This is a genomic window from Sphaerospermopsis kisseleviana CS-549 (genome assembly GCF_028329225.1).
Lineage (GTDB): Bacteria > Cyanobacteriota > Cyanobacteriia > Cyanobacteriales > Nostocaceae > Sphaerospermopsis > Sphaerospermopsis kisseleviana.
Genome location: NZ_JAQMTI010000097.1, coordinates 16,692 through 32,498 on the forward strand (window position 1 = coordinate 16,692; position 15,807 = coordinate 32,498).

9 protein-coding genes and 1 pseudogene are annotated in these 15,807 nt (G+C 36.8%); 4 read left to right on the plus strand and 6 right to left on the minus strand.

Going from position 1 to position 15,807, the window contains the following annotated elements; translation table 11 throughout:
* Nucleotides 1-233 precede the first annotated feature (233 nt).
* The 6 genes from PN497_RS07865 to PN497_RS07890 all read right to left on the minus strand — a co-directional run bounded on the left by PN497_RS07865 (nt 234) and on the right by PN497_RS07890 (nt 11,581).
* The gene (locus PN497_RS07865) at nt 234-2,633 is read right to left on the minus strand and encodes a peptidoglycan DD-metalloendopeptidase family protein (RefSeq protein ID WP_096567439.1); all 2,400 of its coding nucleotides are present in this window, start codon (nt 2,631-2,633) and stop codon (nt 234-236) included.
* 777 nt (nt 2,634-3,410) lie between these two features.
* Nucleotides 3,411-3,872 carry a tRNA (cytidine(34)-2'-O)-methyltransferase gene (locus PN497_RS07870; RefSeq protein WP_096567441.1) on the minus strand — a complete coding sequence of 154 codons (462 nt, stop codon included), beginning with the start codon at nt 3,870-3,872 and terminating at the stop codon, nt 3,411-3,413.
* A 310-nt stretch (nt 3,873-4,182) separates the two neighbouring features.
* Nucleotides 4,183-5,325 carry a glutamate--cysteine ligase gene (gshA, locus tag PN497_RS07875; RefSeq protein WP_096572648.1) on the minus strand — a complete coding sequence of 381 codons (1,143 nt, stop codon included), beginning with the start codon at nt 5,323-5,325 and terminating at the stop codon, nt 4,183-4,185.
* Nucleotides 5,326-5,450: 125 nt separating this feature from the next.
* A complete protein-coding gene (locus PN497_RS07880) occupies nt 5,451-6,299 on the minus strand; it encodes a hypothetical protein (protein WP_272109884.1) in 849 nt (282 codons plus the stop codon).
* The gene (locus PN497_RS07885) at nt 6,280-10,608 is read right to left on the minus strand and encodes an AAA domain-containing protein (protein WP_096567442.1); all 4,329 of its coding nucleotides are present in this window, start codon (nt 10,606-10,608) and stop codon (nt 6,280-6,282) included. Before PN497_RS07885 ends, PN497_RS07880 begins: the two co-directional genes overlap by 20 nt.
* A 55-nt stretch (nt 10,609-10,663) precedes the next feature.
* Nucleotides 10,664-11,581 (minus strand): histone deacetylase family protein, encoded by a 918-nt coding sequence (locus tag PN497_RS07890; RefSeq protein ID WP_096567444.1) that lies wholly within the window; start codon nt 11,579-11,581, stop codon nt 10,664-10,666.
* 404 nt (nt 11,582-11,985) lie between these two features.
* Here PN497_RS07890 and PN497_RS07895 point away from each other — a divergent pair.
* The 4 genes and pseudogenes from PN497_RS07895 to PN497_RS07910 all read left to right on the plus strand — a co-directional run.
* Nucleotides 11,986-12,615, plus strand: a pseudogene (locus tag PN497_RS07895) (mechanosensitive ion channel family protein); the annotation flags it as partial.
* A 15-nt stretch (nt 12,616-12,630) separates the two neighbouring features.
* Complete coding sequence (locus PN497_RS07900) at nt 12,631-13,281, plus strand: DUF4178 domain-containing protein (RefSeq protein ID WP_096567445.1); 651 nt, start codon at nt 12,631-12,633, stop codon at nt 13,279-13,281.
* 7 nt (nt 13,282-13,288) lie between these two features.
* Nucleotides 13,289-14,731, plus strand: a complete 1,443-nt coding sequence (locus tag PN497_RS07905; protein ID WP_096567449.1) for a spermine/spermidine synthase domain-containing protein — start codon at nt 13,289-13,291, stop codon at nt 14,729-14,731.
* Nucleotides 14,732-14,733: 2 nt separating this feature from the next.
* Nucleotides 14,734-15,807, plus strand: coding sequence for a lipid II:glycine glycyltransferase FemX (locus tag PN497_RS07910; protein WP_228051681.1), 1,074 nt, complete (start codon nt 14,734-14,736; stop codon nt 15,805-15,807).

The window sequence follows — 15,807 nt, forward strand, 5'->3', positions numbered from 1 at the left end:
AGCACACTATTTTGGCTGTGGCAATGACCAAAACAAATTTTTGCCAAATTTTTTCTTCCATATAGCCGTAGACAGAGTAGTTAGGACATCAATATAATAATGAACCTCTTACTACAAAACGGTTTTACTCCTGCCTCCTGCCTCCTGCCTCCTGCTATATTTCCAAAATAAAAGAGGGAGTCAAACTCCCTCCACAAACAAGACAATTACTAAATTAACCAGCAGCCAAGTATTTACAGGCGTGCCTGTGTCCGTGATGGCAAGAAAGCAATGGGGTTAACTGCGCCCTTACCTGCGGGGTGAACTTCAAAATGGATGTGGGATCCTGTGCTAAAACCAGTGCTACCCATCGCTGCAATGATTTGTCCTTGTTCCACTTCTTGACCTACTTGCACTAAAATCCGGCTGTTGTGAGCATAGCGGGTCAAGCTGCCATCAGGATGGCGGATATCAACTAACAGTCCATAACCACCGTTATTCCAACCTGCTCTTTCTACCCTACCTGCGGACGAGGCGTAAATTGGTGTACCCACGCCGTTAGCAATATCAATACCTCTGTGCATTCTACCCCAGCGCCAGCCATAGCCAGAGGTAAGCACACCCTTGGCAGGCCAAATATGCGCGGTGGAAGAGGAAGGCTCTGTAGTTTCTTCAACAGATTTGGGCAGATATAAATCTACTGCTGCCAAAGGTGGTAAAGCTGGGGATACTCTGGTTCCGCGCAAGTTACCCAAGGAGTCACTAGAGTTGACACCAGCGGTAGGTACGTTTAACCTAATGCTAGAAGAACTACCAGAGGAGTTACCAGGTAAAGCTGTTTGCCTTGATAGGAATTGGGGGTTAATTGGCTCATTATTGGGTCGAGCCGCACTTACCAAGGGCTTAACCGGTTGTTGACTATAGCCTGGTTGTATCGGCTTGGGTACAGAAATTGATACCGCATTCAGTTGAGCATTAACTGGAAAATTTGTTTGATTATTGGCTTTCTCCACCACAACGGGGACTGGTGTATTTTCAGTTTCATCCACGTTAGCCACAGTTACACCAGACTTTTGAGCGCGGTATTTTTCCCTTAGTCTTTCAATTTCGGCTTGCAAGCTGCGGATACGCTCAGGACCTTTGAGCTTTGCTGTTTTTTGAGGTAGTTGTTGCTCGGTTTGTGTTTCTGTCGCAATATCCAGTTGTGAATTATCACCCCTCACTGTCAAGGAATTAGGAGCAGTGAATTCAGTTTCTGGGGTTGGCGGCAGTTGATTCCCAGCTAAAGGTACGGGAATAGCAACACTGCTGTTGTTCCTAGCGACTGGTGACTGTTTGACTACAGGTACGGGAATGGCAACACTGTTATTGTTGCTTTCCACTGGTGACTGTTTGACTACAGGTACGGGAATGGCAACACTGTTATTGTTGCTTTCCACTGGTGACTGTGGAATCAGAGGTAGATTAGCTTCTGGATCAGGTTTACTCAGCGGAGAAACAGCAAGTTTGGGATTGCTGCTAGGCCGGATGAAAGTAGGACTGATTGCTACAGTTGGCTGAGTGTAACTGGTACGCTCTGCTTTAGCTGTGGGAATAATCAGTTTTTGACTGATTTGCAGCTGGTTGGGATCATCGAGATTATTAGCTTTGATGATATCGGAAACAGAAGTCCCGTAATTATCAGCAATCTCGGCTAATGTGTCTCCGGGTTTAACTTCGTAGGTTGTCGTTGCTAATTGCGCGACAACTGCGGGTGCGGGTGCAGGTGTCAATGCTTTCTGCACTGGCGCACTTGTTTGTTTATCCTGTTTTAACCTGGATATTAGGTCGGCTTGGTTAGCATCTATCACCTCTGACGACTGTACTGGCAAGCTGTTATCAGCTACAGTTGTTGGTTGTGCTACCTCAATACCAGCTTCTGAGAACTTATTTGTCTCATCAGGCCGCAACTGGGCAAGACTATTTCTTAAACGGTTGGATTTTTCCTGTAAGCGATTGAGTGCGAACTCTTGCTGCGCTTTTAGTTGTGCATTAACATCATTGCTAACTGGGTTTGCTGATTCTACTATTACGACTGGGGATAGAGAATCGGCAACACCCTGATTTTGAGAAAATTGCGATTCTGTCTGGGACAGTGGTTTTTCTGTTTGTAACCGAGATTGAACTGAGTTGTTATTCAATCCCTGCTCTACTTGGGGTTGCAAGTAGACAGCATTTTTGTTAGCTTCTGATGTTTGAATTTGTACAGCCATTTCCTTGGCTGCAACTGGCCATTTAGCTTCAAGCCCAGGCATTTGCGAAACTGCTGTTGGTTCCCCGACAATGACAGGATTTTCAGGCACGCTCGCTGAAGGGACGGCTTGGGACTCCAGCTTTGTGGCCGCAAATTTTATCTCAGTGTCAGAAGCAGCAGGAATTGTTGAGGCTGCTTTTTGACTGCCAACAGGCGCGGCTGCTTGGGCTTGATCGCTTTGTCGAGTCACCAAAAGGCTGGTTGCGCCCATTGAGATTGCCAAGCCAATCATCGCGGCTTGGGTTCCCGCCCGGCGGTTTGTTTTGTGAATTGTCTCATTTGACGGCTCGATCAGGACACCATCGCTGTTGGGAGTATTGTTTAACACAGCCTTTACTCTCTTTTTCAATGCTCGTTTCAAAGACGACCTCCTATGATCACGCTTCGCTTAACTGATCTTGATTTTTCTGTTGGATATTAATCCATAATTTGAGATCACATCAAACGATAGATCAAGATCACATTTACCAGAGATACTTAGGCAAGATTAACCTGCTTCTCTGATTTAGACAAGTTCACACTTGTTAGTCAACCTTAAGATTTTTGCGTTGAATTGTCTGTTTTCACTCCTCACAAAACCCAGGATTTTTCGCTCTTGACAGCTATGCCTGATGCTCATGCTTTCAAAGCGGGGACTGGACAAATCTGATAGCTTTGATCCCGTTCACTATCGCTGTTAGCATTTGCTCTGCTGCAACTTTGAAAAAAACGATGTTCCTGCTGTAGATATTTTCTAAGTTTTTTTATCTAATCAGTCTTATCAACAGGAGACTTTACGGCTTTTATTTCCTAAAAAACAACCGTACAAATCCGCCGCAGTTTCTGATATGGTCGATTGTATTTCATAATACAAATAGCTAAGATGCTTGACAGTAAATGCTTTGATGATTTTACCTCTGACAGAGATAAAATTTCAATTCACTAAAATCTATCATTGTCTCTTGGTTTGGAATCAAAGTTTCTATACAAATTTCTTATATGACTATCTTTGGACTCAGCAATTTTTTTTATCTAGGTTGATTTAGTATATAAATGTTGCTACATCTAAATCTTGTTTTAGTAATAATACTTAAACAGTTAAGTGGAGAATTTGCTTCTTTCCTAACTGATTCAATCTTTATAAGTAAAACCTAGCTTACTATTGTAGATACCCTAACTGTCGTCGGCATTCAAACAAGCCAATAGCCACACTTACGGATAGATTCAAGCTGCGAACGCCGGGTTCGTGCATGGGTATGTAGAGGGTAGAGTGACAGACATTGAGAACATCTGGCGGTAAACCTGTGGTTTCACTGCCAAACAATAACCAATCATCGGTTTGATACTGGTAGTTAATATAGTTAAAACTGCCACGGACGCTAAACCCTAACAATCTGCCTCCACGCTGTTGATGGATGATTTGGAATGCTTCTGGGGATTCGTGATAGTGCAGTTTGACGTAAGGCCAGTAATCTAAACCTGCTCTTTTGAGGTAGCGATCGCTAATTTCAAACCCTAATGGACCCACCAAATGCAATTCTGTCCCTGTAGCGGCACAAGTACGGGCAATATTGCCTGTATTTGGAGGAATTTGCGGGTTAACTAAAACTACCTGGGGCATAAGACAAGTCAAAAGTTAAAAGTTAAAAGTCAAAATCCAGTAGAAACCAAGGAAGGCACTGGGGTTTATAAGTATATCAGAGAAAATATACCTAAAAACACATATAGACGATATATAGGTTTTGTTAATAGGCATTAACCACTAGGGACACATTAGATTTTTAAAACAAATAAGGTCAAGGAGGCAGGAGTTATTAATTTTGGATTTTGGATTTTGGATTTTGGATTATTTTTGTCAAATCCAATCTAAAGTCTAAAATTTTTTCCCAGTACCCAGTCCCCAGTCCCCAGTCCCCAGTCACCAGTCCCCACTAAGCCATGACAGAGGAACAAAATAATTTGCTTTCTAGTTCTTGTTCCCGTTCTTGGGTGGCAATGATGGCTTGTTTAATGACTTGCTGGGCATCGACACCAAGTTTGTGTAACTGTAACCATTGTTGGGCTTCGTTGCCTTCACGGAGAATTTTCTGTAAGGGAGACAGGAAACAACCGAAGCCTTGTTGTTTGGCTATGCCCCAAACTTCTTGATATAGCTGGTTAATCCAATCTCTGGCGAGTATGGTACTACCATCTTGCCAATGTTGCAATTGGGCATCAAGACTGGATGTGGCTGCTGCCATTTCATTTTTAGCGGTTATATTAATTAGTTCTTCAGGTGAGAAACTGCTTTGGGTTAAGGGGTCAATATTGGGGTTGTCAATGATTTGCAATAACCGCGCTTCTAATAAGGCTGTAATTGCTAATAAGAAAATAGGATCTGTGACTAAATCACAAATTCGCAATTCTAAGCGATTTAAATCATAAGGACGGCGATCGCCATTTGGTCTAACTGATGTCCACAAATGTCGGACATTTTGCATTGTTCTAGCTTTTAACTGTGCTTCCACCCATTGAATATGATGGTCATGACTGGCAAATAGAGGTACATGACTGGGAGTTTGGGGGAAGAGTCCCCAACGGGTAGAATGATAACCTGTGGCTTTACCATCTAAAAATGGTGATGAGGCGCTTAGGGCAAGGAAAAGTGGCGCTTCTATACGGATAATCCGACAGGCACGCATTAATATTTCTGGATGGGGAATGCCAATATTAATATGTACGCTGGCGGTGACAACTTTTGTCCCGTAGGTTTGCTCAATGTAGTCATGATAAGGGTTAGTGAGGTCAGAACGGTAAAAGCGATCGCTTCTTCCCAAGGACAGGGTACTCCCTGGTATCAATGTGTAATTGTTTAACCGCTGCAAATATTTCCGTAACTGCTGACGTGGGCGCAATAAACCACACAATTGATTTTCGTAACTGGTGGAAGCTTTAGTGATGTATTCTACGTTGCGGCTATCTGGCTCTCGCATAAATCCCTGTAAATCCGCAACAATTTGGTCGGAGAGACCAACTATTTCACCTTGAGGTGTGCCAGTATACATCTCAATTTCAAAGCCTTTCGTTAAGACCACTTTATTTTGCTCCTTGGCTCTCCTAATTTTGATAAATTGTATCAAATTTAACGATTTTTTGCATCTGGTGATTGGGGATTGGGTAGTAATTTATAATTACGAATTACTTATTACCTATTACCCAATTATGAATTACTCATTATTTTTGCTCTTGCAGAATTGATTGTTGCATCAGATAAATCACATAATGCTGCTAAGGAAATTCTGCCTTCATTTAATAAGGAAGTTACCCTAGTTGATGCTACTTCTGATATGCGCTTACCGCTACGAATTTGAATTTTAAATTTGTCAGCTATACCATCGAAAATCACCAAAAGAGATATATTTTTCCAAATAATTTGTGTAGGTTGAATCACCTTAAAAGCAGTGACTATTTTTCCTGCTTCTGGTACATGAAATGTTAATCCTGAGTTTTGAATAATCTGCTGTATTCTTTCCAAAGGTAAAATAGAGATATCAATATTTATATGTTCTATTTTCACCAAGTTGGCTAAATCAGGTAATTTCATAGAGACATCATTATTTAAATCTTCGTTTTTACAGGTAAGTTTACCTTCTAAAAAATCGGTAACTGCATAAATTTCCACTGTATAAGCCGGCAGTGGTACTGTACCTTTTTCATAAAATAATTGTCCTTCTGGGGTAACGGTAATAGGTGATTTTAATGCCAAAGTTTGTAATGATTGAAGTGTGGAAATTGTACTGTGAACAAATACAGGATCAAGTCCCAGGATAGATGCTAATTCATCTCCTGTTGGTGGGGGTTCAAATTCCAGTCCAGCACGGATGATAAACTCTTCCATGACATTAAATGGACGTGGTTCTTTAACTGTTAATTCTAAGGTATTTTTACGCAAACTATAGCGAAATTGACGGGCTGCAAAAACTGATAATTGGGGATTTTCTGTTTCAATTTCGGTAACTATATTTTTGAGATGCGGATCAATATTTCTATCAACAGAACCAGGAAACATCAATAAAACCTCCATGACGAGTGGCGAGATTTGCTACTTCTGAATACATTCGACCAACTTTACCAGAGTTGCTGGTAAATAAATCGTGACAACCAACAATTACTAATAATTCTTGAGCGCGAGAAAAAGCGACGTTTACCCTTTCTGGTTTTTTAGCAAATCCCACATCTCCTAAAGGATTATTCCGCACCATACTCACAATTACAACTGGTCTTTCCATACCTTGAAATCTATCAACTGTACCTGTTCTAATGTGCAAGGATGGAAAAAGTTCCGGTTGTAAACGTTCATCTATTTTTCGCAGTTGAGCGCCATAAAATGTAATAACTGCTATTTCTTTTTTAGGTTCACCATTAGCAACTCTAGAACGCCAAGCATTTTCAAAATCTTGACAGATTTTTTCAATGACATCTACTTCTTGGGGATTAAAAAATGATGTTCCTAATTTTTCTTCTGCAAATTCATCTTCTCTAGGCGTTGTCACCCACAGTAAATGATGTTCTGGTTTAATGATTTCACCTGCTAAATTATGGGCGCGTTTGCTATCTGGTTCTAAAATGCCACATTCTAATTTACCATCATAAAACTGATTGATTGCTCCCATAATATTGGGGTGCATTCGATATTGGGTATTGAGCATTTGTTTAATGCTATTATCGGCATTTTCAAACTGAAATTTAAATAAGGATTCTTCGAGAAATCCCATTTCTTCTCTAGAATGTCCCATTGTTTCTGCGACTTCTTCTATTGTGTCAATTTCTAGCATTGGTGGTAGTTGTCGGTGATCTCCTACCATGACTAATTTTTTGGCTTTCAATGCGGGGATAACTAATTCTGGAGGTGTACATTTACTTACTTCATCAATAATGACAACATCAAAATATTTAAATTCTTCCGAGAAGTTGTAATTTGCAGCTTGCACGCAGGTGATACCAACGACGTTAGCGTTATCTAAATAAATTTGTCTTAAATCGTTACTATCTCTTTCTGAAGGTTGACGTAGTTTGGTAATCCAATCTTGGACAAAGTTTTGATATTTCCGCAAATAATCTTCTTCATTTTGTAGTTGTTGTTGCCAAAGATCAAATTGTTGTTTTATCTGCTGCAAAAATTCCAAATTCAAGAAATCTGTTTCTGTGGTTTTGGGCTGAGGTTTAAATTGATCGGGTATTTGTTGCCAAGTCATCTCGCAGCAATTTTTTTCTATGATTAAATCATTGGAGATATGGGATTTTAATTTTTCTTCTATTTCATTTAATTTAATTTTTGCTTTTTCAAGTTTTTGTAAAGAGTTTTTGCTGGTTTTATTTATTTTTACTAGTTCCTCTTTTAAAGATTCTTGAATATTCTCGAATACTGAGAAAGCATCTAAGGAGGAATTTAAATCATCCAGATGAGTTATGCAAGTTTCCCAAAGCTGCACTTGTTTCTCAAATTCCTGATGCTGTTCCCAAATATTTGCTTGTTTTGCTAAATATTGTTGTGTGAGATTTCGTAATTTTACAGGTAGCTGTGGTTGTTTATTCAGCTGTTCCAAAATTTTTACAACTCTTTCCAGCAGTAAATTAGCATCTTGACTGGCTTTTTCTACCTGAGTTTGAGTTGCTAATATTTGTTCTTGGGTAATTTGATTATTTGGAGGTTGATTTAACTGTTGTTGTTTGTGCAAATTATTAAGTTGTTGCTCTGCTTCTGTTTTTAATTTGAGAACACATTGACGAGCATTAGCAAGAATTGTATCTAATAATTCTTGGGTAATTCTAGCTAAAGTAGAATCCAGGTTATTTAATTCATAAGATGCACTGTAGGTTTGTTGCAGTTGAATTAAAAAACTCTGGGCATTTTCAACTAATAATTGACGTTGTTTTGTAGTGAGTAATTGATACTTTTGAAACTGTTGATATGTTGCTTGCCATTTTTGGCGATCGCTCTTTTCCAAGAATAAGAGAATTTGACTAAAATTTTGCTGCATAAAATAGCTAAAATTATGCTTTTTACCCCTTCTGTCACTAAAATTACCATCAATTTCATAAGACAATGCTTTGATTAGTAATTCCCATTCTGGTAATTTAATTTGGTAATTCTTTGGTAAGATTGGCAAGTTTAAGTTTTTAGCAAACATCAATAAACCCAGTGGTAAATGCAGCATTTCTTCAGTCAATAATAAATCAGATTGCTGGCAATTTTTCAAAACTTGGTAAAGATGGGAATACGCTGTAGTTTTCCACTCTTTAACTGCTGCGATAATATAATCAATTTCTCGTTTACGGTTTTCCCAATTTTGAATGGTTGGTTGTAGCTTGTGATCCTGATTAATAGACTTTTGATACTCTGTTTGTAACTGATGTAAATAGGCTGATTTTTTTTGGAAACCCTGTACTAATTTTGCTAAGTCTGACATAGCGATAGTTGCATCATAAGCATAGGTGAATGTTGATTGAAATCCGGCAATTTCCTTGGCTATAGTTTCCCGCAACCAGACAGCTAAACCGAATGCACCACGCACAGGACAAATAACCCCCAGTTCATCGGTATACTTAATAGCTTGATTGACTTTTTCCCGAAAATCTCCTACTAGATTATTTTCTAATATATAAGGTTGCAAACGGGGTAAAAAATTTTTAATTTCTGGATCATCCCAATTGATATTTTGTGGTTTATTGATAATATCTTTCACCCCATTAATTAAAGATTCAATTTCATTTTTATGCTCAAGCAATTCATGATAGACAGTTTCTTGAGTTCTGTAAACATTCTCTAACTTTATCTTTTCATCTTTTAATTTCTTTTGTTTATGATTGACTTTTTCCACTAATTTTAAGTAATCTGTAAATCTTTTCGATGTTGTTAATAGCTGCTGAAGAATTTGTATATTTTCTCTGTGTTGATTGAGATTATTTTCACAGTCATTAGCAGTATTTTCTAACCATCTGTTAATTACTTGGTCTTCTAAAAATCCTTGTCCTTCTTCTCCAACTTTTTCAGCTTTTCCTTTTCTGACAGCGCGGATAACTGGGTTGTGAACTAAGCGACTTAAAGCATTATCAACTGCTAAATTAGCTTGGGAAGTAATTAATGTGCGACCACCACGCAAAGCTATTTGATAGCAAATTTCGGCAATTACAGTCGTTTTACCTGTTCCTGGTGGACCTTGAATCAAAACTAAATCTTCTGCGGCTATTACCTTTTCTACAGATGCTTTTTGACCTGAATTTGCAGCAGATAATAACAAATCTTGTGGTTTTAGTTTAACAGTTTTTTGAATAGGTCTGGCTTGGGAAGCGTCAAATAAGAAATCTCCTAAATATGGGTTTTGTGTCCGTCCTTGTTTTAATTGTTCTAATGCTTTTTCTTTACGCTTAATTTGTTTAATATCACCAGCAGCATCAAAAAATAAGTATCCTTTTGTTGGTATTTGATAATTTTCCGATGCTATATATTCTACTAATTCCCGCTCAAGCCTGATGTAAATAAGATTATTTCTGTGGTCAATTTTTTCAATATTTCCTAATTGACGACTAGTGCGACGAGTTATTTCAGTAGGTACAGAATCAGAAAATTTGATATCTTGATTTTTTGCCTGTTTTACCCGTTCCCAAAAGTTTTCTACATCTAAATAATTCTCTTCATCACCATCAAGGGTGGCTGAGTTAATATCAATTTTTAAGGCGATTTCTTTTTGTTGGCAGTCATATTCGGAGTGGAAAAATTTGACACAAAATTGTCTGGCTTTAGCAATACGTTCTTCAATTTTCAAAAAAGCTTTCCATGCTTGTAGTTGGTCTTCGGTGGGTATATGATTACCGCATATTGGCATTTTATTTATTTGTGCCAATCTCTTGGGAGAAATATTTATAGGCTCATAATAATTAGGAACTAACTGCAATGGTAATGGTAAAGCATAAGCGTCAATTCTTCCTCTTGATAGTGGTAATAAATAAACTGAGAGAATTTTTAAACCACCAGTACCATTTTTTTTCACTGCGGCTCTCAATCCTAAAGTTTTATTTAGTTCTTTCAATCTTTTGGGTAGTTGAAACTCACTGTCATCTGTAGCAATGGTTAAATCCCAAATTTCTTCTCCTGTATCTTTTCCCTTACCTTGACGGCGAAGATAAAATAGGCAAGTTTTTTTACCTATACATTCAAAAATCAATTCATGAGCGCGTTCTTTTTTTTCTCGAAAGTTGGAATATGATGTAACTGCTTGTTGTCCTTCAAAGCTACGAATTAAGTTATCAATTGTGGAATTTAATAAGCTATAGCCAAAGGTTTCTGAATTGTTTATTTTCACTAATTTCTGTTGCATGGATGTCCTGATTGTTTTTGATTTCACACCAAGAGGAATAAGGTTAGATATAGTTTTAAAGATGAAACTGGTGATAAACCTGACTGGCGGCTCGATGTAATAAAGAATGTCTCCAAACAAGAGATTTAATATCATCTGCATAACCACCGCCAATAACACAAGCTACTGGATAACCAGCACTAACGCAGGTGGTTAAAACCTGCATTTCTCGTCGAAAAATTCCAGTGTCTGTGAGAGATAATTTTCCTAGTTTATCATCTATATGGGTGTCGACTCCAGCGTCATACAATACTATATCTGGCTTAATTTCTGTTAGCAAGTCTGGTAGGTAATTAGCTAGGGTTTGTAAATAAGCATCGTCTTCCATTCCTAGTGGTAATGGTACATCTAAATCACTTGTTTGTTTGGTGCTAGGGAAGTTAATTTCGCAGTGCATGGAAAATGTAAAAACGCTGTGATCATTTTCAAATATAAACGCTGTTCCATCTCCTTGATGTACGTCTAAGTCAACAATTAACATCTTTTTAGCAAGTCCTAATTTTTGTAAAACGCGAGTAGCAATTGCTAAATCATTAAAAATACAAAAACCAGATCCATAATTAGGAAAAGCGTGATGTGTTCCACCAGCAGTATTACAAGCTAAACCTTGGTTTAATGCTAATTTAGCCGTTAATATTGTTCCACCTACTGCTACACAGGTACGATTTACTAAAGCTGGACTCCAAGGTAAACCAATGCGTCTTTGTGCTTTTGCTTCTAATGTTCCTTCGCAGTAAGCTTGTACATAACTTTTGGTGTGGACTAATTCTATTAATTCTTGCGGTGGACATTCAGGAGTGTGAAACTGTTCTGGATATGCTACCCTGTCAGCTAACAGCAATTCATACAGTTGTCTAAATTTCGACATGGGGAAGCGATGTCCAAGCGGCAGAGGTGCAATATAATCTTGATGGTAAATAATTGGTAGATCCATTACTTAGGTGAAGTACACCAATAAATTTTGAGGTTAACTACTACTGATACTGAGGATTAAGTCTCAAAAATCAGTCTCCAGCTAGATTGTCATCAGAAAACAATTAATTTATTTGTGTTTTTCAAAGTAATAAAAGTCACCTTTTTTTAGGTAGAAATCGGATTTTAGTAAACATATCATCAATTACTTATCATTGCTATAATGTATCACATATTTTTGCTCGGATGATCATTATACATCAATTTCTCTGGAAAAACTTAGCGAGTTTAATTTGCTAATTGTTGATATCCTAATTTTCAGGTCAGCATTCAGCTTTTCGCTTCTAGCTATATTCCTGAGTTAACGATCATTCTCAATCTTGACTCTTGTAATTTTCATTTGTCAATTCACTATCAAATATAACTATGATGCAATGGATTATACCTCTTATATTTATTCTAGTTGGCTTTCTGACTGGCATAATTGGTGAAAAAGTTATTTTTAATAGAATTAAAAGCTTTGTTATTAAGCGGCAAATTCCTGGGAGTGAGATTATATTTCAATCACTGCACAGAATGACCTTTATTTGGTTTGTTTTGGCAGGTTTTTTTTGGGCTATTCTTAGTTCTCCTGTTAAACCAGGTATTGCTAATGTTCTGCAAAAAATCATCACCATAATTTTATTATATTCTGTAACTTTAGTTTTAGCTAGACTGACTGCCGGTTTTGTTAATTTATTTGTCCAACGTACCGAGGGAGTTTCTACATCCCTGCTTTCCAATTTAGCTAAAACAATTGTTTTAGTTTTGGGAACATTAATTCTTTTGCAAACTGTGGGTATTGAAATTACTCCCATAGTTACTACCTTGGGAATTGGAGGTTTAGCTGTTGGTTTAGCTCTCCAAGACACCTTAGCTAATTTATTTTCTGGTTTTTATTTAGTTATTTCTAAGCAGGTAAGAGCAGGGGATTATGTTAAATTAGATGATGGTCATCAAGGTTATGTCACAGATATTACTTGGCGAAATACCACAATCAAGGAAATTTCTAATAATCATAGTTAAACCTGTATGTATACAGTTAGCATTGAAACTCAAGTTCATGCCTTGCGTCCGGGCGATCGCGTGAGATATTCCGGTTTAGACTGGGATATAAAAGATTACAGCACCTACCAAGATCCTCAAGGTTATCAAACAGAGGAATGGTTGTTAGTCTCCTCCGGTGGTTCGGAATATTACTTATTGCGAGAATATGACCCCAGCGAAGAAATTAACTCTGTAACTTGGTATATTTCCAATCAATTACAGAATGTGTCTTTATATACTCCAGATTTTCCCAAAAACCCACTACAACTAACTACATTATGGAAAGAAATGCAAGTATTAAATACCCCTTATCCAGAACTAAAACTTTTCTATAAATCCTATTATTTCGATTCACAAACTGAAGGAAGTTATGATTCTGAAGGGAAAACAAAATCTCGCATTACTTGGGATTATTGGGATAAAGACCATTGTGTAAATTTAGCAATAGAATCTTTTCCCAATCTACAATTAGAGATTTACTCAACCAAAATAGTCAAGCCTGAAGAATTTCATAATATTCAAAAAGGTGTAAGTTCGGAACGCCAGGTATTGAGGTGGAAACCTGAGTTAATAATTGAATTAATAATTGCGCTCATATTTTTGTCCATCGGTATATTTTTAATGATATTTGGGTAAAGTTTCTATGTCTATTTCCTTATTTATTGAAAACTATGATCATCGTATTGCCTTTTATATCAATGGAGATTTACAGTTTGATAGTGCTGATGAGGCAATTTATCATGAAAATTTAGTAATTCCTGCTGTATCTTTAGCCATCCAAAGATTTACTGATACAGATTTACGGGTTTTGATTTGTGGTGGTGGTGATGGATTAGCTGCTAGAGATTTACTGCGTTTTGCTCAGGTAAAAAACATTGATTTAGTAGACTATAATCCAGATGTTATCGAATTAGCAAACACAGTATTTAAACCTTATAATTTAGGCAGTTTAGAACATGAAAAAGTTACAGTATACACTCAAGAAGCCTTTGGATTTGTCAGACAATTAGTTGATGATTATTATCATGTTGTAATTTGTGATTTCACTTGTCCTAAATCGGCTGAAGATGCAAAAATCTATAGTCAGGAATGGTTTCAAGAAGTTAATCGCATTTTAATTCCTTCTGGAATAGTAGCTGTTAACGGAGTTTCACCAAATTATGATACTCACGCTTTTTGGTGTTTGTATCAAACTTTGCTATCAGTGAATTTTGCAACTAAACCCTTACAAATTCAAATTCCCTCATTTTGTAACCATGATTATGGTGATTGGGGTTTCTTTTTAGGTTCAACACAAAGAATTTTGAGGACAGAAATTGAAAACATTGATTTCCCAAATAATTTAAATTATTTAACCCGTGAAAATTTACTCCCTGTCTTTAAATTTGAACAAAAAATAGCAGCATATCGGCATAAAGTAACTATTCACACACTGGAAAACGAACGGTTATTTTATTATCTTTTGAATCATCCATCAAACCCAGAAGATATCCTATTAAATTCTGGTGAATATGTGGATTTTTTAGATATTAATGAACATTTCAACGCCGAAATAGAAAATATTAATTCCTTAGATTTGGAATCTGTAGCTAAGTTTTGGCTAGAAAATATTTATGCTGCTCCTAATGCAGACAAAGACTTACCAAATATTAATCAATTTGTACCAGTACGTCATCCCTATCACGAACCAAAGATGACAACATATTGGTTAGATAATCTCCAAGGATTATTATCAGAAATAGACGTTAACAAATTACTCAATAGTTTACTAACTAGAGTGCAGGAATTACCACCACAAATTGCTAGTGAATTGAGGACTTTTGCTGATAAAATTAAATATAATCAGCCTTTAGGCACGTTAAACCCTAAAATGGTTGAATTGATTACTTTGTTGTCTATAACGTTGTTAATGACTAATCTAGTAGCACCAGATTCAGTATTTGCTAAAGGCTCATATTATGGTAGTCGTAGCAGTAGCAGTAGTTATAACGATGGTACTGGTGATAGTAAATGGGTAGGTTTTATATTCACTTGCTTTAGTAGTTACTGGATATATAGCATTATTAAGAGAATGCGAAATAATTAAAGATGAATATTATGAATGTTAATAATTATCACCCAACCATAGCAGAGAAAAATAACTTATCTTTAACAGTCAGAGAATTACAAGCTTCAGAAAAAACAGCTTGGAATTTGTTAGTTAAATCTACTCCCAAGGGTTGCTTTATGCAAACTACAAGTTGGGCTGATTTTAAAGAAATAGAAGGTTATAAAACTTTTCGTTATGGATTATTTTCAGAAAATAATGATTTAGTGGGTGGGTGTATTTATTATTTATACCCCCACACTAATAAAGCCAATTTATTATTTACTTCTGGTGGACCAATATTACCAGAAAATACTCCAGAAAATACTTCAGAAATAGGGATGCAGTTATTGTTAGAAAAAGGAGAAACTTTAGCCAGAAAACAGGGTGCAGTTGCTCTTCGTATTGAACCATTATGGCAGGAAAAACCTGATTATCTTCAAGATTTTGTTCGCGCACCTGCTGACTTATTACCCTGTGAAACTTTATTAATTGATTTACGCCCAAGTACAGATGAAATTCTAGCATCTATGAAACCTAAAGGGCGTTACAATATTCGTATTAGTCAACGTTATGGGGTAAAAATTGAATTTAGTAATGATTCCCAAACTATTCCTTTATTTTATAATTTATTTTGGGAAACTGTCGAACGTCAAGAATTTTTTGGTGAACCCTACAGGTTTTTTATCAATCTCTGTCAAACGTTATTTAAAGAAAATATGGCAGAAATTGGTTTAGCTAGTTGGAATGGAGAAATAATAGCAGCAATTTTAGTAGTATATTGTGGTTATACAGCAACTTATTTATATGGTGGCAGAAACTTATTATATAAACAAGTAATGGCAAATTATGGCTTACATTGGCAAGCTATCCAAAGGGCAAAAATTTGCGGTTGTCAAGTTTATGATTTTTATGGTTTTACCCGTGATCCTAATCATGGTTATGCCAAATTTTCCCAATTTAAAAGTCAATTTGGAGGTAAACATATTAAAACAATTGGCGCTCATGATTACTTTTTTTATGACCAATTAGCAGATACATTAATTAGTTTATTGCAAAAGTTGTCATTGGGTTAA